Here is a 22806-nt window from a genome sequence, read left to right on the forward strand (position 1 = left end):
AAAAATGAATCACTCTTCAAATTAGAACTGGCTGCTCATGGCTGAAACCCGGACTTCTCCCGCGCCTTCCTCCGCCACGGCGGCACCGCAGCCAGATGCGGCGGCGGCAGCACCAGCGCCCCGCCCGTCCAAGGTGCCCAAGACCGAGCGCGGCCGGCGCACGCTGCGCGCGCTGCTCAATGCGGCGGCGGAAGAGTTTGGCGAAAAGGGCTTCCACGATGCCGCGATCAGCCAGATCACCGCGCGCGCCGGGGTCGCCACCGGCAGCTTCTACGTTTATTTTGACAGCAAGGAAGCGATCTTCCAGGCGCTGGTGCGCGATCTATCGGGGCAAGTGAAGGATTTCGTCGGCCCCAGCATTGCCGCCGCGCCCAACCAGCTTGCCGCCGAAAGCGCCGGCCAGCTCGCCTATCTGAACTTCGTGCGCCAGCACAAGGAGATCTACCGGATCATCGATGAATCCGAATTCGTCGATCCGGCCGCCTATCGCGAGCACTACACCAATTCGGCCGCGCGCATCGCCGCCCGGCTCGAAGCGGCCGCCCAGCGCGGCGAGATCAGCGCCGGCGACAGCGAGGTGCGCGCCTGGGCGATCATGGGCATGAACGTGTTCCTCGGCCTGCGCTTTGGCGTGTGGGGCGATGAGGCCCCCGAAGCCGTGGTGCAAGAGGCCGGCCGCCTGCTTGCCCATGGCCTGTCATCGCCACGTGCCAGCGGGGAGGAACGCGCGTGACGGGTTCTGCGCCGTTCGCCCTGCGCCAGTGGACATCGCCCGATGGGCTGGCGCTGTCGGGGCGTGACTATGCCGCCGCGCCCGGCCCGGCGCGGCTGCCGGTGGTGTGCCTGCACGGCCTGACCCGCAATTCTCGCGATTTCGAGGCGCTCGCCCCGTGGCTCGCCGCGCGCGGGCGCCGCGTGCTGGCGCTGGACATGCGCGGGCGCGGGCTTTCGGCGCGCGATCCGGCGCAGCGCTATGACGTGGACACCTATGTGGCCGATGTCTGCGCCCTGCTCGATGACCTGGGCATTGCCCGCGCGGTGTTCATCGGCACGTCGATGGGCGGGCTGATCACGGTGGCCCTCGCCACCCACGCCCCCGCCCGCGTCGCGGCCGCCGTCATCAACGATATCGGCCCGGAACTGTCGCCGCGCGGGCTGGCGCGCATCGCCGGCTATGTCGGCAAAGGTGGCGCGATCGCCACATGGGACGATGCGGCCAAGGCCTGCGCCACGCTCAACGCCGATGTCTTTCCCCACCATGGCGCGGCAGACTGGCTGGCCATGGCCCGCCGCCTGTTCCGCGAGGAGGACGGCGCGATCGTGGCGGATTACGATCCGGCCATCGCCGAGGCCTTTGGCAAGATCGTGGCCGATCCCGATCCCTGGGGTAAATGGCATGCCTTTGCCCAGGATCGCCCAGTCCTGCTGCTGCGCGGTACGGCCACCGATCTGCTGGATGAAGCCGTGGCCCGGGCCATGGTCGCGGGCAAGCCGCAGGCCCGGCTCGCCGCCATTCCCGGCATCGGCCACGCCCCGATGATGGACGAGCCCGACAGCCTCGCCGCGCTGGAGGCCTTTTTCGCCACCCTGCCCTAAGCCGCACCCCATGCCCCCATTGCCAGGGAAACATCCCGCCACGGCAGAGTTCACCAGCCAAAGCGGGTTCAAAGGGTTAAGGGCGTGGGCGCAGCAGCAACGGACAATGCCGATCGGCGGCGCGCAACCCGCGCCCTGCAGGCGCTCAATTTCTTCATGGCCGATATGCAGGCCGGCATCGGCCCGTTCCTGGGCGTGTTCCTGCAGCAGCGCGGCTGGCAGACCGGACCTATCGGCACGGTGATGACCGCCGGCGGCATTGCCGGCATGGCGATGACCGTGCCGGCCGGCGCCTTTATCGATCACACCGCGCACAAGCGCTGGGTGGTGGTGATCACCGGCATCTGCACCGTGCTCGCCTCGTTCCTGCTCTTGTGGTCGCAGGCGTTCCTGGTTGTCGCCGGCAGCCAGGTCGCCACCGCGATTGCCGGCGCAGCGATCGGCCCGGCCGTGGCGGGGATTACCCTGGGCGTAGTGCGGCAGCGCGGGTTCAACGCACAGAACGGCCGCAACCAGGCGTGGAACCATGCCGGCAATCTGGTCGGCGCCGGGCTGTCGGGCTGGCTCGGCTGGCGCTTTGGCATGCCGGCGATCTTCTTCCTGGCGGCAGCGTTCGGCGTCCTGGCGATCACCGCCGTGCTCTCGATCCCCGAACGCGCGATCGATCACCGCGCCGCGCGCGGGCTGGAGCCGGAACACCAGGCCACCGCCGATGGCCAGGCCGAGGGCTTTCGTGAACTGCTTTCCAACAAGCCGCTGCTGATCCTCGCCGCCGCGCTCGCCTGCTTTCACCTCGGCAACGGGGCGATGCTGCCGCTTTATGGCATGGCGGTGGTCGGCATGGGCAAGGGCGATCCGGCCATGTTCACCGCGACCACGGTGATGGTCGCCCAGGCGGTGATGATCGTTGCCAGCCTCGCGGCGATGAAACTGGCGGATCAGCGCGGCTATTGGCTGGTGCTGCTGGTGTCGTTCGCGGCGCTGCCGCTGCGCGGGCTGCTTGCCGGCGCGTTTATCGAACACTGGGGCGTGTGGCCGGTCCAGGCGCTCGACGGCATTGGCGCCGGCCTGCAGAGCGTGGCGGTGCCGGGCCTGATCGCCTGCCTGCTCGATGGCACGGGCCACGTCAACGTGGGCCAGGGCGCGGTGATGACGGTGCAGGGCGTGGGCGCCAGCCTCTCTCCCGCGATCGGCGGCTGGCTGGCGCAGATGCTGGGCTATCACGCCACGTTCTTCATCCTCGGCGGCTTTGCCCTCGCCAGCCTGGCGCTGTGGATAGGCTTTGCCGGCACGCTGCGCCCGGCTTGCGCGGCCGGCGCCGGGCGGCCATGACGACGTCGATGTCAACTTCCACCGGCGCCATCTGGGCGATCGCCAGCCTTGCCACCGCCGGGGTGATCGCGCGCCCGATGCGCTGGCCCGAATGGATCTGGGCCGCCAGCGGCGCCGCGCTGCTGGTACTGACCGGGCTGATGCCGCTGCCCGCCGCCGGCGCCGCCGTGGCCAAGGGGCTCGACGTTTACTTGTTCCTGACCGGCATGATGCTGCTGAGCGAGGCGGCGCGCCAGCACGGCGTGTTTGACTGGGTGGCGGCGGCCGCCGTCAACCACGCCGGCGGATCGCGCGCGCGGCTGTTCACCCTGGTCTATGCCACTGGCGCGGTGGTCACCGTGTTCCTGTCCAACGATGCCACCGCCGTAGTGCTGACCCCGGCGGTCTTTGCCGTGGCGCGCAAGGCGCGGGCAGAGCCCTTACCACTTCTGTTTGCCTGCGCGCTCATCGCCAATGCGGCCAGTTTCGTGCTGCCGATTTCCAACCCCGCCAACCTCGTACTCTATGGCGGGCACATGCCGCCGCTGGGGCCGTGGCTGGCGGCCTTTGCCCTGCCATCCCTGGCGGCGATCGGCGCCACTTATGCCGTGCTGCGCTGGTATTTCCGCCGCGATCTGGCCGGCACTTGCGCCGCCGTGGTGGAACGGCCCGCCCTGTCGCGCGCGGGCAAGGCGGCGGTGCTGGCCATCGTGCTGACGGCCGGCGTGCTGCTGGCGGCCTCGGCGCTCGATCGCCCGCTCGGTCTGCCCACGGCCGTGGCGGGCCTGGCCTGCGCCATCGGCGTATCGCTGTTCGCGCGGCAATCGCCGCTGGGCCTGGCGCGCCACATTTCCTGGGGCGTGCTGCCGCTGGTGGCCGGCCTGTTCGTGGTGGTAGAGGCGGTGGATCGTACCGGCGCGATCGGCGCCCTGGCGCGGATGCTGTCGCAGGCCACGGCCCAGCCGGCAACGACTGCGCTGGCCGCCGGAACGGTGCTGGCGTTTGTCTGCAACATCATGAACAACCTGCCCGCCGGGCTGGTCGCGGCCGGAACAGTGGCCCTGGCACATCCGCCGCGCGTGGTCGTCGATGCCCTGCTGATCGGTGTCGATCTTGGGCCGAACCTGTCGATCACCGGCTCGCTCGCCACGATTCTGTGGCTGCAGGTGATCCGGCGCGAGGGCGAAGACGTGGGCTTTGCCACGTTCTTCAAGCTGGGCCTGATCGCGATGCCGCCCGCCCTCGCCCTCGCGCTGCTGTGCCGGGTATTTCTGGCTTAGCTTAGCCCAGCTGGCGGTCGAGCCAGCTTGCGGCCAGGTTTGTCCACTGCCCGGCCGGCGCATTGGCCGGGCCGGTGCCAAAGCCGTGGCCGCCTTCTTCAAAGAAATGCGCCTCCACCGGGCGGTGGGCGGCCTGCATCGCTTCGATGAACAGCGTGCTGTTCTGCCACGGCACGGCCGGATCATCGAACGAATGCGCCAGCATCACCGGCGGCGTCTGCACGCCGACATGGCGCGCCGGCGATCGCCGCGCGATCAGCGCCGCATCGGGATGATCGCCCAGCAAGCGGCTGCACGACAGCGCGTGAGTATAGGGCGGCTCCATCGCGATGACCGGATAGACCAGCACGCCGCAGGCCGGCCGCGCATCCAGACGGTCGATCGCATCGCCTGGCGCGAACAAGGCCTCGTCATACCCGGTCAGCAGCGAAGCGGCGAGATGGCCACCGGCGGAAAAGCCGATCGCCGCCACCTGCGCCGGATCAAACCCGTGAGCGCCGGCCAAGGCGCGGATCTGCCGCATCGCGCGCTGGGCATCGGCCAGCGGCACATCGGCGCGCGGGGTCCAGCCTTCGCCGGGCAGGCGATAGACCAGCACGAACACGGTATAGCCCAGCGCGGTAAACCGCGCGGCCACGTCCACGCCTTCGTTGCGCACCGAAACGAAGGTATAGGCGCCGCCCGGAATCACCAGCAGCGCGCGGCCATTGCCGTGTTGCGGGCGGAACACGCGCAGTTCCGGTACAGCCACGTCGGTCACGAACGTGGCCGCCAGATCGGCCGCGCGCGCCACCGGGTGAAAGGTTCCACCCGGCGCCACGCGCCCCTGCCACAGCGGCACGGCCTCTGCCGCCTGCCACGCCGGCGGCAGGGCGCTCGCCCCGATCGGGGTTTGCAGCGGCGCGCGCGCATGGCCCGCCGCTGCATCGGCAAACGAACCGGCCATCATGGCGCCCCCCAACAGGCCCAGCATGCCCCGCCGGTTGATTGCATGGTCCATCGCCCTTCCCTTCGCACGTTCGCGCTTTCCAGCGTCAATACTTGAAGCCGATGCGAATGCCATAGGTGCGCGGCGGCGCATAGCTTGCCGTGGTCGAACTCCACACCGGCGTCACCAGCGTGGGAATGCGGCGATCTTCCAGGTTATTGACGAACAGGTTGACATAGGCATGGCCGCTGGCCTCGTCGAACTGCAGGTTGAGGTCGGTCTTGGTATAGCCATCGATCAGGCCCTGCGCGATGTTCTGCGCCGTGGCATAGCTGTGAGTCTGGTAATAGAAATCCACCGCCGGCGTGATCTTGGCGCCCGAGGCAAATGTGAACGTGTGGCCATAGCTGGCGCGCGCGCTGAACGTCGGGGCATTGGGCAGGCGCTTGCCGGTATTGTCGGTCGTGGCGGCATTGATCGGCGCATAGCCCAGCAGCGGCGCAAAGATGTTGTACATCGTATCGGCATAGAGCAGCCCATCGGGCGTATTGGCAAAGCTGCGGAACTTGGCGTCCATCAGCGAGATATAGCCCGAGAAGCGATCGGCCGAGGTCGGCCGGAACGTGGTTTCCAGCTCCAGCCCGCGAATGCGCGCCTTGGCGGCATTGGTCGTCACCGCGATCGGCCCCTGCACCGGATCGACGATGATCGTCGAAACCTGCAGGTCGCGATAGTCCATCTGATAGGCGGTAAGGCCCACGAACAAGCGGTTGTTGAGCAGGTTGGCGCGCAAGCCCGCTTCATAGTTGGTCACGGTTTCAGGCGCATACTGGCGGAACGCAGCGGGGTTGGTGCTGGCCTGCAGGCCGCCGCCGCGATAGCCGGTCGATACCGAGGCATAGCCGATCACGTCAGGCGTGATGTCGGCATCAAGGCCGACTTTCCAGTTCACCTTGCTGAACTTGGCCGCCGGGCGGTTGCTGTCGTCGGTATAGGCGAGGGCAAAGGTCGGGCAGGTGGTGGAGTTGATATTGGCGCGCGTCACCGTGTCGCCCTGGCAGACCAGCTGCTGCTCGCGCGAGAACACCTTGTCCCAGGTGGAACGCAGGCCCAGGTTGATGCGCAGGCCCGATACCGGCTTGAGCGTCGCCTGGCCGAACAGCGCCTTGGAACGGCTGCCCGTGCCCGAATAGGTGTTGACCACGTCCACCGCACTGATCGTGGAAATCTGGTTGCCGGTGCCGGCCACCTTGGCGCCAAAGATGTTGTACACGCTGTTGAACGGTGCCGGCGCGGTGTTGCCGGCGTGCAGCAGGCGCTGGCCCGAGGGCTGCTTGTCTTCCGAGATATAGGCGCCGGCAACGAGCTTGATCGGCCCGCTTTCATAGTTCACGTCAAGTTCGTGCGACCAGGTCTGCATGCGCTGGTTGATGTATTCCTGCGAGAATACGCCGCTGGTTGCGGTCACGCCGTTGTTCTTGAGTTCGGAATAGCCAGCCAGCCAGGTCAGGCTAAGCGCGCCCGATGCGCGCCACACCATCTTCGAGCGCACGTCATAGCTTTTGACCGCCTGGCGATTGTTGGTCACCAGATCGAGGCCGGGATTGACCGCATCGCTCGGCACGATCACGCCCTGGCCGAACGTGCCGGCCTTGAGATCGGCATTGGGATAATAGGTATAGTTGCGCAGATAGACCGCCGGCACGGTGCTGTTGTTTTCGCCATAGGCGCCCGAAACGCGCCAGCTCAACGTGGGCGTGATATCCCACTTGGCAGTGACACGCACGGCCGACAGATCGGTCTTGTCAAAGCGGTCGGTCTTGAACTGCGGGCCATAGCCGTCGTTGATCTGGTGGAAGGCGGCAATGCGGATGCCGAACGTATCGGCAATCGGCAGGTCGATCGCGGCCTGGGCGCGGATATCGTTGAAGCGGCCATATTGCACACTGGCGCTGCCGCCCAGGTTGCGCCCCGGATCCGCAGTGTTGATGTTGACGACGCCGGCCGTGGCATTGCGGCCATAGACCGTGCCCTGCGGCCCGCGCAGCACCTCGATCGAGGCCACGTCGAACACCGCCATGGTCAGCGCAGCGGAAAACGGATTGTAGATGCCGTCGATCTGGGTGGCGACGGTGGAATAGCCGCTGAAGCCGTTGTTGCTGCCGATGCCGCGAATGGCAAAGCCGTTCTGCGACAGCTTGAGCGAAGGCACCGTGGTGGCCAGCTGTTCGCCGGTGGTCAGTCCCTGGCGATCGAGCAGGCCCTGCGCCACCACGCTGACGGCGATCGGCGCCTTGCTGATGCGCTCGCTGCTCTTTTGCGCGGTGACGACGATTTCGGCCGGTGGCGTATCGGCCACAGCCTCGGGCGCGGCCTGCGGGGCGGCTTCCTGCGCCAAGGCGGTGGTGGGCGCCGTCAGGGCCAAGGCCAGGATGCCGGCCGAGCCGAGCAGGATGGTGCGATGGATCATGTGTCTCTCTCCCTGGTTGGATCGGCGCTGCACCGGCCGGGCCGGCGCGTGGTCGTCCGCGATTCGACGCTACGCCTACGCCATCATTTTCGTTTGCGCAATCGATTGCGCATCGATGCACAAAAATTGCCCTGGCCGCCTTGGCGGGTGTCTCACGCTGTCACGTTGGCTGTCGTCAGGTGGGCTGTCGTCAGGTGGCTTGCGCTCAGGTTGACTGGCGCACCAGCAGGCGCGGCTCGATCCGCACCGAGGCGGCGTCTTCGCCGGCAATGCGCCGCATCAACAGATCGACCATGATCCGCGCCCCTTCGCGCAAGTGCTGGTCGATCGTGGTGAGCGCGGGCACGAGATGCCCGGCGATCGGCAGCCCGTCATAGCCGATCACCTTGATCGTGCCCGGCACGTCACAGCCCATTTCGGCCAGCGCCTTGAGCATGCTGGCGGCCGTCACGTCGGCGCCGGCAACGATGCCATCGGGCATGCTGTCGAGCGCGCCCAGGTGCTTGGCCAGATCGCGATAGGCGGCATCGGGCTCGAAGTGCGAGGGCAGTTCCACCGGCGGCGGCAGGCCGGCAGCGGCCAGCGCGGCGCGCACCCCGGCCAGGCGCTCGCCAAATTCCACCCCCAGCCCCGGCCCGGCAAAGGCCAGCAGGCGGCACCCCCGCGCGATCAGATGTTCGGCCGCCATCTGCCCGCCGCGGAAATTGTCCGATCCCACCGCGCAATGGCGCTGCCCTGGCATCTGCCCGCCCCACACCACCATCGGGCGATAGCGGCGGGCCATGCTTTCGATCACATGGTATTGATCCGATTGGCCGATCACCAGAATGCCATCGACCCGGCCGGTGCCGATATAGCGATCCAGCCAGCGCTCATCATCGGGCAGCACGCGCGAGAGCAGCAGGTCATAGCCATGCTCGACCAGGGCATCGGCGAGGAAGCCGATCATCGTGTTGAAGAACGGGTCAGACAGGTGCTGCAACGCATCGTGGCCCATTGGCACCACCACGCCCACCGTCATTGTGCGCTGGGTGCGCAGGTTGCGGGCGATTGCGTTGGGCTGATAGCCCAGCTTTTCCGCCAGGGCGACGATCCGGCTGGTGGTCTCTTCGCTGACCCGGCCCGTCCCGCTCAGCGCGCGGGATGCGGTTGCGGTGGAAACCCCTGCCAGTTCAGCAAATTGCTTGAGATTCATGTGGTCCGTTTCATCGTATCGCCGCTGCCGCCGGCACCATGGCGCGGCGGCTATCCCACGGCAAGGCCATGCCTGTGCCCAGGCGGGCGCCTATCCCGCCGGCTGGCCAAACGCGCGGCGCAAGGCCGCCAGCCGCGCCGCGATCAACCGGCACGAGGGCGATGCATCGGGCACCACGCGGTCAAACCCGTGATAGGCGCCGGGGATCACCAGCAGTTCGGTCGGCACGCCGGCATCGGTCAGGCGCCGGGCATAAGTGATGTCTTCATCCACGAACAGATCGATCCCGCCCACCGCGATGAACGCCGGCGCCAGGCCGGCCAGGCGCGCACAGCGGGCCGGCACCCCGGCCGCCGGCACCGCACGCGATCCCGGCGTGGCGCCCAGGAAACTCTCCCAGCCAAAGCGATTGGCCTGCGCGTCCCAGCCCAGCTTGCCGATGCCCGGAGGCGGCATCACCGTGCTGCCGGTGCGATCATCGAGCATGGGATAGGTCAGCACCTGCAAGACCAGCGGCACCTCGCCCCGGTCGCGCGCCTGGATCGCCAGCAGGGCGGCATGGCCGCCACCGGCGCTTTCGCCCATCACCGCCAGCCGCCGCCGGTCGACGCCCAGCGCCTCGGCCTGGTCATGCAGCCAGCGCAGCCCGGCATAGGTTTCCGCCACCGATCGGGTAAACCGTGCCTCGGGCGCCAGGGTGTATTCCACCGAGACGATCACGCAATCGAGGGCGTGGGCAAAATCCTGCAGATAGCCGCGCTCGGCCAGGGCGGAACCGGCCACGAACCCGCCGCCATGGGTGTGCAGGATCGCCGGGCGCGGGCCACCGCTGGCCCGGCTGCCGGCCCCGCTGCTGGCATTGATCACCTGCACCGTTACGTCGGGAATGCCTGGCCCCACCGCGATCTTGCGCGCTTCCACCGGCACATCGGCGCGCAGCGGCCCGGCCATCGCCGCCCCGCCGGCGCGCAGGATCGGCAGCCGCGCGGTGGTCAGCGGGGAAAGCTTGGCCCCCATGGCCAGGACAGTGGCCGCGCCAGCGCGCAACTCGGGATCGACGCCGGCGAGCGGATCGGCCGCCGCCGCGCTGGCAAAGTCCAGCCCGCCGATGCCCAGGCTGCTCAGGCCCATCCCACCCAGGCCAACCCCCAGCGCCACGCCACCCCGGCGCAAGACCGACCGTCTGTTGATCATCACCTTCTCCCTCGCCGTCGCGGCCATGCCATCTTGCATAAGGCGGCTATTTGCACAATCGTTTACTCAAACGCGCAAGAGCGCCATCCTGAAAGGCCCACCATCCGATGTTCGCAACCCTGTTACCACGCCTTGCCGCCCCGGCGCTGGCCCTTCTCGCCGCCCCTGTCGCTGCGCTGCCCGCCTTGGCCCATGCCGATGCGCCCATGGCACCGCCCCCCGTGCTGGAGCCGGCGTTCCGCGCGCATGTCCTGTTGGGCGAAAGCCTTGACGTGGGCCAGACGCCGCGCGGCGGGCGCAGCCTGGTGCGCATTACCGGGGGCACGGTCGATGGGCCCATGCTGCACGGCGTGGTGCTGCCCGGTGGGTGGGACTGGCAGTTGCACGGAGCGGGCGGCTGCATCGAACTGCATGCCGACTATATGCTCAAGGCCGCCGACGGGGCCGTGATCAACGTGGTCAACCACGCCAAGGCCTGCCCCGGCCCCCACGGCGAAAAGCCGCAGATGGTGGGCATGCCTATGTTCGAGGCGCCGCTCGGCCCGCAAGGCTGGCTCAACAGCGGCGCCTATGTCGCCACGGTCACCGGCGGCAGCGATCCTGCCCATCCGGCCGTGGACATTGCCGTCTACAAGGTGCGCTGATCAGCGGCGGGCGGTCTTGGGTGGCATGGCGCAGGCCGTCACGCCGCCCTTGGTCCTGGCCACCAGCGGATAGCGGCACAGCGGCCGCTCCCGCCCGGGCCAGGGCGTGGCCGGGCCGGCCTTGGCCGCCAGCGCTTCGGGCGCCTTGCCCTGCTCCACCCAATCGACCAGCGCGCGCAACGCGTCATAGCGATCGGTGGCCGGGCCACCGGCGCAATGCGCCATGCCCGGCACCGGAAACACCCGGGCATAGCCGGCCGCACGCCCGCCACTGTGGCGATCGAGCGCGCGCCACCAGCCCAGCGTATCATTGAGCGAAAAGACCGGATCGGAGGCGCCATGCGGCACGATCAGGCGGCCGCCGCGCGCCTGGAAGCGATCGAGATCGGGCACATGCGCGCCCACGTCCTGCCAGGCAGAGCGCGGCCAGCCCGGCGCGGTGGCGGTCACCGCCGCGGCATCGCGCGCCGGATCAAACGCCAGTTGCGCCGCCAGGATGGCATCGGGCGCCAGCGGCACATTGCCCGGCGGCGTGGCAAACAGCACCACGCGCGATGGCCCGCCCAGCACCACGTTGAGCGCCGGCACGCGCCCATCCGGGCTGCCGGTCATCCAGATGCGCCAGCCTGGATCGAACCAGCCGGCGTCCCAGCCAAAGCCGGGATAGATCTGCCGCCCGGCGCCATCGCGCACCCCGTCGTGAATCTGCTCCAGCGCGGTGACCTGGGCCGGGCTCAGGCCGGCGGCGCGCAATTGCGGCACGACCAGCGCGCTGGTGCAGCGCGCGCCATCGGCGACGATGCCATCCTTGGCACCGTCCAGCCCGTCGCACGCGGCCAGGATCGCCTGGCGTACGCGCGTGCCGTCTTCCACGGAAAAGGCGCGGGCGAGGTTTGCCACGGTGGGCGCGTCGCCGCGCGCGGCCAGCACGCCGCCCATTGCCTTGGTATTCCACGCCTCTGCCAGGGCGGCGCGCGGCAGGGCAAAGCCCGGCGCCGCAGCGACGATGCCGTTGTAGAGATCGGGCTCCTGCTGGGCCAGGACCATGCCTTCCTGCCCGCCCTTGGAACAGCCATAGAAATAGCTGAAGCGCGGATTGCGCCCGTAATAGGCCGCAACCAGCGCCTTGGCCGCCAGAGTCACCGGGCGCAGCGAAGCGCCGCCGTAATCGGCGCGGGCCTGGGGATCATGGGCAAAAGCCACCATGCCGCCGCGCGCGGGATCGGTGTTGGTGGCATTGTCATGCCCTGAATCCTGCGCCAGCACGGCAAAACCCTGGGCAAGCGCCGGTGCCTGGTCCATGCTGACCTTGCCGATCGCATCGCCCACCGTGCCGTTGGTGCCGCCCCCGCCCTGCATCAGGAAGCGCCCGTTCCAATCGCTGGGCAGGCGCAGGCGGAAGCGGATGGCATAGGCCTGGGCATCGACGCCACGGCGTTCGTGCATCACGCCTTCGACCTCGCAATGGGCCGGCAGCACGGCCTGGGTGGGCGGGGCATCGGGCTGGCCCACCAGCGGCACGGCATAGCCGGCCGGGCGCCAGGTCGCCGCCACGATCCGCGTGCCGGCCTCGGGCCAGGCAACATGGCCCGCCTGCGTCAGGGCGGCGCAGCTATCACTGCCCAGCGGCGCCGGTGCAGCCGCGGCGGCATGGGCCAGCGGGGTGAACGCGAAAACCGACATGCCGGCCAGCAAGCCGCCAAGACAACGCAGGGACACGCGCATCATTACCTCTTCCCGCCCGATCGGGGCCTTGTCATATCGTAATGACACATAGCAGTTGATCGGGCCTTTGCAACGCAGTGGCCGCGCCTGTGGCGTCTTATTCGTCCTCGTCCTCTGCCTCGTCCGCGTCACCCGCAGGCGGCTTGGCCGGCGCGGCATGCGGCGCTGGCGGGGCGATCAGGCCATAGGCCCTGTAGCGCCGGTCGATGCGCGGCGCGATGGCGCGGGCGGCGGCCAGATCGGCCGCGCCGCCGGTGGCATCGCCGCTGGCATCGCGTGCCAGCCCGCGCACGAACAGCGCCGCGGCCAGGCGCGGGTTGCTTGCCAGCGCAGTTGTTTCGTCGGCAATGGCGGCGGCATAGGCCTTGCGCCGGTATTGCACCAAGGCGCGCGTATCGAGCATGGCCGGCTGCGGCCCGGCTTTCTTGATCGCCAGATCGCAATCCTTGAGCGCGCGATCGAGATCGGCATTGGCCAAGGCGCGGTTCCAGCTGCGCGCGTTGAGCAGGCTGGGATAGACCGAATCGTCGCGGTGCAGCGCCACTACTGCATCGATCAGTGCCAGCCCGCGATCGGCCGCGCCCAGCCGCTCATAGAGATTGACCACCTGCATCACGTCGAGCGATCCGGGCGGCAGATGCGCCGCCGCCGCATCGGTATCGGCGCGCGCGCTGGCGCGGTCCCCGGTGGCCAGCCGCAATTGTGCGCGCCGCGTCAGCAGGCGGTGATCGGTGGGGCGGATCGCCAGCCCGGCATCGAGATCCTGGCGCGCCAGATCCAGCTTGCCACTGCGCAGATAGGCATTGGCGCGATGCTCCAGCAGATCGGCCCGCGTCGGCGCCAGGCGCAGCGCCTCGGAAAAATCGGCAACCGCGCCGGCAGTATCGCCGCGATCCATCCGGCCAGAAGCGCGCCCGGCAAATTCGTCGGCCGTCTTGGGATCGGCCGTGGTTTCGGCCTTGCCCATGTTTTCGGCACGGGTTTCCAGCCGCCCGATTTCGCCATCGGTCGTTGCGGAAAAGATCGGCCCGCCATTGTACGTCACGAACATGAGCCTTTGCGCGCGCGACACGATAATGTGGTGCGACAGCAGAAAGTCGACGCCCAGGATCATGTCGCTCGATCGGTCATCGTCGGCATCGTCGATCACCCGGATCGGGCTGTTGCGGATTTCCTCGCCCCCGATCGAGATCGTTTTGGTGCGCACGATCCAGCTTTCCCGCCGCTTCATGCCAATGCCGCCCATGCGCATCGAATTGACCACATCGGGCGCAGACATATCTATGCCAGCGCGCTCGGCCGCCCGGCGGCCCAGCAGAGTGGTGGGCGCCCCAGTATCGAGCAGGGCGTGCATCGACTGCCCGTTGATCATCACTTCGACGATGATGTGGTAATCATGCTCGTCGGTCGGGCGGAACACGCGCGCCTCGCCCACCGACATGCCCTTGCCCCAATAGGCCAGGCTGATCCCGTCGCAGCCGCGCTCCTGGAACAGGTTGACCACGCCCTTGGCAAGATCGAACTCGGTGGTCTGCACGCCCAGCAGGTTGGCGCCGAGGAAGCCATTGCCGGCATCGCTGCCGCCCACCAGGAACTGCACGTTGTGCAGCGTGACGCCCACGATGCCAAAATCACGCACTTGCGCCAGTTCGGGCGTCACCGTGCCGCCGATTCCGGTCATGTAGAACCCGATCGGTAGCGGCTCGGTCCGCAGGCCCAGTTCCACCGCGCGGGCCTTGGGCATGAAGTTGAAGAACGCCCCGCTATCGAGCCAGACGCGCGTGTCCTTGCCGTTGACGGTTACCGGCACGCTGGCGCGGGTGTTTTCCATCACCACCGGCAGCTTGGCGATCAGGCCCACCTTGCACTTGTTCGCGCCCTCGGCATGGGCAGCGGGCGCGGCCAGGCCAGACACGGCAACCCACAGCCCTAAGCTGGTCAACAACACCCGATTCATGGTTGCATGCCCCTTGTCCAAGCGACACGCCGTTTGATCACGAATCCCGGCAAGCGGCCAGAGGCAAATAGCGCCGAATCAACCGTTTTTCCGGTTGAGTGGAAGCGTACCCGGCCCGCCCCGGGGCAGGCCGGGCCACCGCATTATGCCCCCGGGGCAGCCGCCTTGGTCGCCGCATCCAGTTCGGCGGCGGTCATCGAGATGAACAGGCCATCCGCACCCAGGCCAAACGCCGTCTTGGGCAAAGCGACTGCACCGGCGCTGCGCGCCACGATCACCTGGTCGCCCTTCACTTCCTTGACCGTGCCGATCGCGCCGCCGGCCTTGCCTTTCACTGCGGCGCCGGGAACCATCGCTGCTTCCACGGCCGCGCTCGCCTTCTGGTTGGCAGCGGCCACCTGTTCGTCGATCTGGGCCTTGGTCATGGCGATGATCGGACCCTTGGGCCCAGTGCCGATGGCGCTCTTGGGCAACGTGGCCTTGTTGGTCCCGGTATCGACCACCACGGCATCACCGGTCATGGTCACGATCTTGCCCACTTCGCCGCCCTGCGGATCGAAGATGGTGCCACCCACGGCCACGGTTGCCGCAGCGTTCGCCGCCGGTGCGGTCTGGGCCTGGGCCAGCGCCGGAACACTGGTCATCGCCGCTGCTGCCACCAGGAAATGGAAAACCTTCACGTGTCGAACTCCCATCTTGCCATAGAGTTAGCGCTTGGCCAGGCAAACCCGGCCTGGTCTCGCAACCGGCCATCACCCGATGTGGTTCCCAAGATCGTGTCGATAATCTTTTTCCTGAAAAGAAAACCGACGCAAATTCGCGTCGTTTCAGAAGCCCGCCGACCAGGTCAAGAGCAGTTGCCGCCCACCCAGGATCGTCTGCGGCACGGCGTCGCTATAGCGGCCGATCGTGGCGCGATAGGCGGTATCATCCAACGCGTTGCGCAGCGCCAGGCGCAGCGTCTGCCGGCCCCAGTGCCGCGCCATGGCCAGGTCCACCTGCCGCGATGGGCGCACCCAGGTATCGAGCGCGCTGCCCGATAGCGGCGCGGTGCCGGCAAAGGTCGGCACGTCGATCCCGTATTCCTGGATATAGGCGCCGGTCAGCCGGCAGGCGGCATCGGCAGACCAGCGGCCGTCATCATAGTGCAGACGCAGCAAGAGGTTGCTGGCGGGGGCATATTGCGTGCGCTCCACCCGGTCGAGCGCGGGATTATTGAGGTGCACCGCGCTGTGCAGCAGGGTGAGATCGGCCGCAACGGCCAGATGGCGCAACACGCCAGCCACCAGGTCCAGCGGCACGGCCATGCTCGCCTCAAGCCCCAGAATCGTCGCGGTGCCGCCGTTTTCTGGGCGGATCAGGCGGATCGCGCGGTATTCCATCACGCTGGCCGGATTGTTGAGATCGTTGCCGGTATCATTGAGATAGCGCGCCAGGTGCTTGGCAAACCCGCCCAGCGCCAGGTGCAGCCCGCCCGGCCCCTGCCAGGCCACGCCCAGATCGGCATTGGTGCCGCGCACGGATTTGAGATCGGGGTTGGACAGCTGGATTTCGGTCACCCCCTGGCTGTCGCGCGTAGCGCTGCCTCCGCCGGTCAGCTGATAGGGCGATGGCCGGGTCAGGCTGGTCCACAGCGCTGCATCGAACGTCCATTGCCGATCGGGCCGCCAGTGCAGCGTGGCGCTGGGCAAGAGCGCGGCATAGTGGGCCGACAGGTGGTTCCAGCCATAGGCCACGCCATCGGCCGGCACGCCATCGTTGCCCGCCAGCCAATAGCGCCCGCTCACGCCAGACCATTCGCCGCGCAGGCCCAGCGACAGGTCAAGCGCGCCCTCCCCCGCATCGCCCTCCCCCGCATCGTCATCCCCGCCCAGGTGCCGCGTCACCATGGCATAAGCGGCCAGGCGGTCTTCGTGCAGGGCATAGGCATTGGCGTTGCTGTCATCGATCGTGCGCGGCTGCACGCTGGCCCGGCCGATCGCACGCAGCAGCGCGGCATCGGCGATGGTCGGGATGGCATAGTCATAGACCCCGCGCAGCACCGGCCCGATCTGCCCATCGACCAGCCCGCTGTTGCCCAGCGTCGTGCCGGCGGGCAGCGTATCGGCATAGAGGAAATGCGCGGTCTCCCGGCTGCGCCATGATCGCAGCGCCAAGCCGCCAATCTCGGCCTGCCAGCCCGGCGCGGGGCTGGCCTGCACGCGCCAGTCCCCGCCCAGGCGGTGGTCCTGGCTCGTCTCGCTTTCGCGCTCCCCCTGGTTGTGCACCGGAAAGGCGAGTGGATTGGCGACCAGCGCGGCATCGGCCGGGGCGAGCTTGAGCACGGGAAAGCCGCGCACATCCGCCACGTTGACCCCGCCGGAAAGCCGCGTGGTATCCGCGTCCCAGAACGAAATCTCGATATGGTCGGGCCGGTCGGTGCGGCCCAGCGCGGCAAACACGCGGGCCTGCGCCTTGGTCGCGCCAGCGTCCCACGCCAGCGCGGCCTGGGCCATGCCCAGCCGGTCGCGCTCGGGGTTGGTTTCGAACCAATAGTGCGCATCGGCGCGCACGCTCTGGGTGCGCAGCAGGCCATCGGCCGTGGCGGTCTGGGCAAAGAAACCGGCGGCGCGGCCGCCCTGCACGCTCACCTGATAGACATCCTGGGCAATCGCGCGGCTTGCCCACATCGCACTCGCCGTCAGCGTCAGCCGGTCGCTCGCCCGCCACCCCAGCGACAGGAACGCGGTCTCTTCGTGCGCGGTACCGCGCGTGACCTGTGCGTTGACCGAGGCGAGCAGCAGGTTGGCCGCCGGGTCGAGCCCAGGGGCGCTGTTGCCCTGCGCATCGGTCAGGGCATAGGCCAGGTTGCCCGATTGATAGGTCTGCTCCACGCTGGCGAAATGGCGCCGGCTCAGCGCCGCGCTGGCCACGAGCGCCAGCCGCCCATCGGGCGATTGCCAGCCGAACCCGGCATTGGCGCCCCAGGTGCCGGCATTCTGGCCAAAGCGCCAGGCCTGGTCATCGGCCCCGGCGGTCAGGCCCAGGCGCAGGCCCTGCGCGCGCGGCGCGAACGGCGCCAGGTGATCGATATCGAGCGTGCCGGCAATCGCTTCCCCCGCCAGCCGGGCATCGAGCACGCGGTGCACCTGCAGGCCCAGATCGGGCGCCAGGGCCATCAGCCCCAGTTGCGTGCCCCGGCTATAGGGCAGGCTTTGCGGTATCTCGATGCCGTCGATCCGCGTTTCGACATAGGCACCGGGCAGCCCGCGCATCGCCACGAAATCGCCCGTCGCGCGGCCCGCGTGGTCCACCCGGCCCATGGCCCCTTCCAGCGACGTTGCCAGCGTGACAATGCCGGGAAGCCGGCCCAGCGCCTCGGCAATGGTGCGATCGGGCAAGCGGCGGATCTGCGCGCTGGCCAGGGCATCGGGCGTGTCTTCGGCCGCGCCGTCACGCCAGGCCCGCGCCGCCAGCGAGGCTTCCACCACGATAGCGGTGCGATCCTCGATCATGGGCACTGGCAGCGCCGCCACCGCATGGCGGCGCGGTGCTGCGCGCAGGGACGCGGGCTGGCGCCTGCGCGGCGCCAGACGCACGGCGCCACCGGCCAGCCGCGTGGCCACCAGGCCATTGCTGCGCGCCAGGATGGACAAGGCCTGGTCAAACGTGGCGGCGCGCACGGGTGGCGCTTGCGCCCCGGCCACGTCGGCGGCGGCAAACAGGATGTTGCGCCCGGCCTGCCGCGCCAGGGCCAGCAAGGCCTGGCCCAGCGGCATGGCCGGCAGCACGATGCGCGTGGGCGCGCCAACGGGCTGCGCCGTCGCGGCCATGGCCGGAACGGGCGCGGGCACAAGGCACGCCGCGCCCAGCAAAGCGGCGCTAGCGGCGGAAAACCTCATACCCACGCTCGGTTCGGCGCCACGCCACGGGATAGAGCGCGCCAACGGCATCGAGGAACTGCGCCACATCGCCAAGGCGATAGGTGCCATAGACGCGCAGATCGCCCATCGCGGGATCGCGCAGCGCGATCGGCACGCCGCTCAATTGCGAGAACCGCGCCATCACCGCCGCCAACGGCAGATCCTGCGCCACCAGCCGCCCGTCGCGCCAGGCCAGCGCGGCATCGGCATCGATCGCAGCGATCGTGGCAGTATCGCCGGCCAGCGACGCCTGCTGCCCGGGATGGGGCGTGGCGATCAAGGCGCCGCTGCGGCTGTCCTCGATATCGATCGCCCCGCGCGCCAGGATCACCGCCGTCTGCCCGGCGCGCCGCGCCACGGAAAACAGCGTGCCACGATCGACCACGCGCACGTCACCCGCCGTCACCGCAAACGGGCGCCGCTCGTGCTTCACGTCAAACGTGCCTTCGCCATCAAGCGCAACCGACCGGCCCAGCAGGGTGGCGCGCATCGTCACCGCGCTCCCCGGCGTCAGCCACACCCGGCTGCCATCGGCCAGGGCAAAGCTGGCAGTGCGATCAGCCGGCGCTGCCAGATGCTGCTCGTGCACGGTCAAAGTCCAGGCGGCCACGGCAGCCAGGGCGGCGCAGGCCGCGCCCAGCACCGGCCCCGCCACGCGCCAGCGCCCCGCACCGCGCGCGGCGGCGGGTTCAGCCAGGCGCGCGCGCGGGCGCAGGCCACGCCCTGCCGCGGCACGCGGCGCCTCGCGCCAGGCGCGCTCGACCAGGTCCATCGCCGCGACATGCTCGGGCCGCTCGCGCAACCAGGCGCGAAAGGCCTGGCGATCTTCCTCGCTGCCATTGCGGGCGCGTTCCATCCAGCGCGCGGCCTCGGCCAGGATCGGGCTGTCGTGCAGGTTGGGCGCCGTCATCGCGCGGCTCTCCCGCCGCTGCCCCTGCCGCTACCCTCGCCAAGCGCCAGACGCCCGGCCATGCGCGCCAGCGTGCGCTCCACATGGTGCGAAACCGCCTTGGGCGTGATGCCCAGCCGTTGCGCGGCTTCCTTGTGGCTCAACCCTTCCACCCGCACCAGCAGAAACGCATCGCGCGCCACTGGCCCGATCGCCTCGAGCGCATCGCCCAGCAGCGCCAGCTCCTGGCGGCCAGAAGCAATGCGTTCGGGCGCCAATGCGCCATCGTCGACGATATGCTCGTCCAGCGTGGTATGGTGTTCGGACAAGCGGGCAGCCTTCCTGCGGTAACGGTCGATCAACAGGTTTGACGCAACCCGGCGCAGAAATCCCCGAACATTGGCAACAGGATCGGCTTCCGGCGTCGAAAGCACGCGCAGATAGACGTCCTGGACCATGTCGTCCAGGTCCTGCCCATCGCGCATGCGCCGTTTGAGATAGGCGCGCAGCGCGGCCATCTCGCCGGCACTGGTGGCCGCCTCCAGCTCTTCGGCACGGCACGATGCCGCCCCCTGCGGCAGCTCTGGTGGCGGCGCATGACTATCCCCGTCGATGCTCCGCATGGTCGACCCCGTTCTTGCCATCATTGCCCCCCGGCGGCACCCGGCCAAAACGCGCGGGATTGATCCCCTGGGGCACATGGCCGGGCGCCCTAGGCGGCAGGTGTGACAGCGCCGTGACAATCGCGCCATCAAATTTTTTCGGGGAATCGTGGGGCGGCGCTGCGTCCTTTCCAGCAGACCCGCCCGCCGTGGCTGGTCGTGTTTCCTAAAGGGGGAAAACATGCCCGTTTCGTATCTGCGCCCGGCCCTGCTCGCCAGCGCGCTGCACACCATGATCGTTCCCGCGCTGGCGCAACAGGCGCCGCTGCCCGCGCCCGATGCCACCGCCGATTCCGCTGGCGATGCTGCCGCCCCGGCCGATGCCGAACGCGCCATCGTGGTGATCGGCACGCGCAAGCAGGCCGCCGATATCCAGTTCCAATCCTCGCACCCGATCTCGGTGCTGTCGGAAGAAGACCTGCGCCACACCGCCGTGCACAACGTGGCCGAGGCGCTGGGCCTGCTGCCCGGCGTCAACGTGGTCAACACCGGCTCGTCGTTCATCGGCGGCGTCGATGGCGCCTCGCGCGGGGAAGGCATGTATGTCGCCATCCGTGGCCTCAATTCCGAATACAACGTCAACCTGATCAATGGCGTCAACGTCGCCCAGGGCCAGCCCTACAGCCGCGGCGTGCAGCTGACCCTGCTGCCGCCCACGGGCCTCAACACGATCGTGCTCAACAAGGCCTCGCGCGCCGACATGGATGGCGATGCCATCGGCGGCACGGTGGACTTCCGCACGCCTTCGGCGTTCGACTATTCCGATCGCCTGCACGGCAGCGTGACGGCCTCGGGCCGCCTCGAAACCCGCGCGCGCACCTATGGCGACAGCGGCCTGGGCGGCGGCCTGGCGGCGGAAATCTCGTCGCGCTTTGGCCCGGGCCACACCATGGGCATCTACGTCAGCGGCTATTACGACAAGCGCACCTATACCAACAGCGAGATCCGCGGCGCGCAATCGGCGCACGACGATGGCAGCTGGGGCTATCTCAACGCGTCGGACAGCAAGGGCACCAGCTATCCCGGCCTCGATCCGCAGCGCAATGCCGCGCTCACCGGCTTTGACGCCGGCGTATCGAGCGGCAAGACCCGCCGCTTTGGCGGCAATGCCTCGCTCGACTGGCGCCCTGACGATACCACCCGCGTCTATCTGCGCGGCACTTATGCCAAGGCGCTGACCGAGCAGGATTCCACCCTGGCGCAGTTCAACGGCGGCACCAAGGCGTGGATTCTCTCGCCCGGCACCGATCGCTATGTCCTGACCGTGCCTTCGGTTTCGGTGCGCAACTACTTTGAAACCAACCCCGAAACCGCGGTCCTGGCCACGGCCGCGTTCGGCGGGGAAAAGCAGCTCGGCGACTGGAAGATCGCGCCCGAGGTGTTCTACAGCGAAGGCCACAACAACCGCCCCAACCATATCGAGGCGTCGGCCCGCATCAACCAGTCCGACAAGTACACCAGCGGATCGAAGATTCCGCTCGGTGGCCAGTCGGTCGGCTATTCCGACAACTATCCGGTCGCGCTCTATAACCAGGCGATCTTCAACGCGTTCGACAATTCGGCCAGCGTGCTGCCCGCCCGCCGCGCCGGCCAGTTGACCGAGCAGTTCAGCGGCCAGCGCAAGTGGGGCGGACGCCTCGATATCAGCCGCGATTTCACCGATGGCGGCCTGCTGCAAAGCATCGCCTTTGGCGCCAAGCTGCAAAGCAGCAAGCGCAACGTGACCAGCCGCGACTGGACCACCGACTATGTCGCCAACTATGTCGGCCACGCCGTCACCTGGGCGCAGCTGGGCCTGACCAACGGCACGTATGCCCACACCTATCCGGGCCTTTATGACTGGTCGCTGCCACGCTTCAACAAGACGGCGCTGTTCAACCTGTTCAACAAGTACCAGTTCGCCAACGAAGCCGATGGATCGAGCTACAACAGCTTCGACACCTGCGGTTCGCTCTATGTGAACAACTTCAACTGCGGCACGCTGTCGGGCCGTGAAACCGTGGCGGCGGCCTATGCCACGGCCACGCTCAAGGCCGGCAATCTGGAAATCATTCCGGGCCTGCGCTTTGAACACACCACGATCAACAACACCTATTGGGTCATGGCCTATAGCGGCGGCGTGGAACAGCCCGGCGCCTTTGCCAGCAACCGCACCACCTACAACGAACTGCTGCCCAGCCTGTTTGCCAACTGGCGGCCCAGCAGCACGCTGGTGGCGCGTGGCGACGTGTGGTTCTCCTATACCCGCCCGCCGTTCTTCCAGCTTGGCGGCAGCTCCACCGCGCGCACCGGTGACGATGGCAAGACCACGATCGTGCAAGGCAACCCCAACCTCAAGCCGATCCGCGCGATCAACGTCGACAGCTCGGTCGAATGGAACTTCGCTCCCTCGGGCCATGTCATGCTGGGCGGCTATTACAAGCGGCTGACCAACTATCTCTATGACAGCGGCACCACCCTGCTCAACACCGCCACCAACGACGGCACCAACCAGACGTTCATCACCCGTCCGCTCAACGGCGGCAGCGGCAATGTCTATGGCCTGGAATTCCAGGTGCAGAAAACCTTTGTCGAGCTGCCCGGCGCGCTGCGCGGCTTCGGCATCGGTGCCAACCTCACCCGGCAGTGGACCAAGGTGGACATCGGCAACGGCGTGATGCGCAATATCCAGAACGCGCCCGACGTGATGGGCCAGGCGCGGGTGTTCTATGCGCTCGGCGGCTTCTCGATCGACGCCATCTACAACTACACCGGCGCCTATCTGGAATCCTACAACTACCTCGGCCAGCCCACGGGTTGGGACGATCGCTGGGTGCGCCCGGTCAAGCGGGTTGACCTGCACGCCGGCTATGACTTCGGCAATGGCCTCAAGGCCGATGTCTCGGTGGCCAACCTGTTCAACAACTACACCTACTGGGCCCACATCGGGCGCCACTCGCTGGCCATTTCCGACATCGTCAATTCCGGCACCACGGCGCTGGCCAGCATCAAGTACTCGTTCTGATCGCCTGATCCCCCGGGTCGTCCCTCACTGACCCGATCGCAAACTGGGG

The 22806-nt window shown here is 68.3% G+C and carries 16 protein-coding genes; 6 read left to right on the forward strand and 10 right to left on the reverse strand.

Going from position 1 to position 22806, the window contains the following annotated elements:
* Positions 1–37: 37 nt before the first annotated feature.
* The 4 genes from IP65_RS08560 to IP65_RS08575 all read left to right on the forward strand — a co-directional run bounded on the left by IP65_RS08560 (position 38) and on the right by IP65_RS08575 (position 4187).
* On the forward strand, positions 38–733 hold the full coding sequence (locus IP65_RS08560) for a TetR/AcrR family transcriptional regulator (RefSeq protein WP_082349967.1): 696 nt from the start codon (positions 38–40) through the stop codon (positions 731–733).
* Positions 730–1596, forward strand: a complete 867-nt coding sequence (locus tag IP65_RS08565) for an alpha/beta fold hydrolase (RefSeq protein ID WP_054131430.1) — start codon at positions 730–732, stop codon at positions 1594–1596. The genes IP65_RS08560 and IP65_RS08565 overlap by 4 nt, the downstream gene beginning before the upstream one ends.
* Positions 1597–1680: 84 nt before the next feature.
* On the forward strand, positions 1681–2928 hold the full coding sequence (locus IP65_RS08570) for an MFS transporter (protein WP_054131431.1): 1248 nt from the start codon (positions 1681–1683) through the stop codon (positions 2926–2928).
* An 8-nt stretch (positions 2929–2936) separates the two neighbouring features.
* Positions 2937–4187 carry an arsenic transporter gene (locus IP65_RS08575; RefSeq protein ID WP_054131558.1) on the forward strand — a complete coding sequence of 417 codons (1251 nt, stop codon included), beginning with the start codon at positions 2937–2939 and terminating at the stop codon, positions 4185–4187.
* A 1-nt stretch (position 4188) separates the two neighbouring features.
* Here IP65_RS08575 and IP65_RS08580 read toward each other — a convergent pair whose 3' ends face one another.
* The 4 genes from IP65_RS08580 to IP65_RS08595 form a co-directional block, all read right to left on the reverse strand.
* The gene (locus IP65_RS08580) at positions 4189–5187 is read right to left on the reverse strand and encodes an alpha/beta hydrolase (protein ID WP_054131432.1); all 999 of its coding nucleotides are present in this window, start codon (positions 5185–5187) and stop codon (positions 4189–4191) included.
* A 34-nt stretch (positions 5188–5221) separates the two neighbouring features.
* Positions 5222–7585, reverse strand: a complete 2364-nt coding sequence (locus IP65_RS08585; RefSeq protein WP_054131433.1) for a TonB-dependent receptor — start codon at positions 7583–7585, stop codon at positions 5222–5224.
* A gap of 205 nt (positions 7586–7790) precedes the next feature.
* The gene (locus IP65_RS08590) at positions 7791–8780 is read right to left on the reverse strand and encodes a LacI family DNA-binding transcriptional regulator (RefSeq protein ID WP_054131434.1); all 990 of its coding nucleotides are present in this window, start codon (positions 8778–8780) and stop codon (positions 7791–7793) included.
* A 90-nt stretch (positions 8781–8870) separates the two neighbouring features.
* Entirely contained in the window at positions 8871–9974 is a 1104-nt protein-coding gene (locus IP65_RS08595; protein ID WP_231627616.1) for an alpha/beta hydrolase, read from the reverse strand.
* Positions 9975–10081: 107 nt separating this feature from the next.
* Here IP65_RS08595 and IP65_RS08600 point away from each other — a divergent pair, with 107 nt between their 5' ends.
* A complete protein-coding gene (locus IP65_RS08600) occupies positions 10082–10618 on the forward strand; it encodes a DUF3237 domain-containing protein (RefSeq protein ID WP_054131435.1) in 537 nt (178 codons plus the stop codon).
* Here IP65_RS08600 and IP65_RS08605 read toward each other — a convergent pair whose 3' ends face one another.
* The 6 genes from IP65_RS08605 to IP65_RS08630 form a co-directional block, all read right to left on the reverse strand.
* The gene (locus IP65_RS08605) at positions 10619–12346 is read right to left on the reverse strand and encodes a tannase/feruloyl esterase family alpha/beta hydrolase (protein ID WP_197279237.1); all 1728 of its coding nucleotides are present in this window, start codon (positions 12344–12346) and stop codon (positions 10619–10621) included.
* Positions 12347–12440: 94 nt separating this feature from the next.
* Positions 12441–14300 (reverse strand): aspartyl protease family protein, encoded by a 1860-nt coding sequence (locus IP65_RS08610; protein ID WP_156306488.1) that lies wholly within the window; start codon positions 14298–14300, stop codon positions 12441–12443.
* Positions 14301–14443: 143 nt separating this feature from the next.
* Positions 14444–14980, reverse strand: coding sequence for a hypothetical protein (locus IP65_RS08615; protein ID WP_054131437.1), 537 nt, complete (start codon positions 14978–14980; stop codon positions 14444–14446).
* A gap of 147 nt (positions 14981–15127) precedes the next feature.
* Positions 15128–18181 (reverse strand): TonB-dependent receptor domain-containing protein, encoded by a 3054-nt coding sequence (locus IP65_RS08620; RefSeq protein ID WP_156306492.1) that lies wholly within the window; start codon positions 18179–18181, stop codon positions 15128–15130.
* Positions 18162–19112: a FecR domain-containing protein gene (locus IP65_RS08625; protein ID WP_054131439.1), complete on the reverse strand. Its 951-nt coding sequence runs from the start codon at positions 19110–19112 to the stop codon at positions 18162–18164. Before IP65_RS08625 ends, IP65_RS08620 begins: the two co-directional genes overlap by 20 nt.
* Positions 19109–19714: an RNA polymerase sigma factor gene (locus IP65_RS08630; RefSeq protein WP_022677803.1), complete on the reverse strand. Its 606-nt coding sequence runs from the start codon at positions 19712–19714 to the stop codon at positions 19109–19111. The genes IP65_RS08625 and IP65_RS08630 overlap by 4 nt, the downstream gene beginning before the upstream one ends.
* 220 nt (positions 19715–19934) lie before the next feature.
* On the opposite strand from IP65_RS08630, the gene IP65_RS08635 reads away from it, so the two are divergent.
* Positions 19935–22757 carry a TonB-dependent receptor gene (locus tag IP65_RS08635; protein WP_054131440.1) on the forward strand — a complete coding sequence of 941 codons (2823 nt, stop codon included), beginning with the start codon at positions 19935–19937 and terminating at the stop codon, positions 22755–22757.
* Positions 22758–22806: the final 49 nt, after the last annotated feature.

This window comes from Novosphingobium sp. AAP1, from assembly GCF_001295765.1.
Lineage (GTDB): Bacteria > Pseudomonadota > Alphaproteobacteria > Sphingomonadales > Sphingomonadaceae > Novosphingobium > Novosphingobium capsulatum.

Bases quoted from the DNA above. Each gene is read 5' to 3' on its own strand.
- IP65_RS08630 (WP_022677803.1), bottom strand. From the start codon at position 19,714: ATGCGGAGCATCGACGGGGATAGTCATGCGCCGCCACCAGAGCTGCCG.
- IP65_RS08590 (WP_054131434.1), bottom strand. From the start codon at position 8,780: ATGAATCTCAAGCAATTTGCTGAACTGGCAGGGGTTTCCACCGCAACC.
- IP65_RS08605 (WP_197279237.1), bottom strand. From the start codon at position 12,346: ATGATGCGCGTGTCCCTGCGTTGTCTTGGCGGCTTGCTGGCCGGCATG.
- IP65_RS08635 (WP_054131440.1), top strand. From the start codon at position 19,935: ATGCCCGTTTCGTATCTGCGCCCGGCCCTGCTCGCCAGCGCGCTGCAC.
- IP65_RS08600 (WP_054131435.1), top strand. From the start codon at position 10,082: ATGTTCGCAACCCTGTTACCACGCCTTGCCGCCCCGGCGCTGGCCCTT.
- IP65_RS08610 (WP_156306488.1), bottom strand. From the start codon at position 14,300: ATGAATCGGGTGTTGTTGACCAGCTTAGGGCTGTGGGTTGCCGTGTCT.
- IP65_RS08625 (WP_054131439.1), bottom strand. From the start codon at position 19,112: ATGACGGCGCCCAACCTGCACGACAGCCCGATCCTGGCCGAGGCCGCG.
- IP65_RS08575 (WP_054131558.1), top strand. From the start codon at position 2,937: ATGTCAACTTCCACCGGCGCCATCTGGGCGATCGCCAGCCTTGCCACC.
- IP65_RS08560 (WP_082349967.1), top strand. From the start codon at position 38: ATGGCTGAAACCCGGACTTCTCCCGCGCCTTCCTCCGCCACGGCGGCA.
- IP65_RS08585 (WP_054131433.1), bottom strand. From the start codon at position 7,585: ATGATCCATCGCACCATCCTGCTCGGCTCGGCCGGCATCCTGGCCTTG.
- IP65_RS08620 (WP_156306492.1), bottom strand. From the start codon at position 18,181: ATGAGGTTTTCCGCCGCTAGCGCCGCTTTGCTGGGCGCGGCGTGCCTT.
- IP65_RS08580 (WP_054131432.1), bottom strand. From the start codon at position 5,187: ATGGACCATGCAATCAACCGGCGGGGCATGCTGGGCCTGTTGGGGGGC.
- IP65_RS08595 (WP_231627616.1), bottom strand. From the start codon at position 9,974: ATGATCAACAGACGGTCGGTCTTGCGCCGGGGTGGCGTGGCGCTGGGG.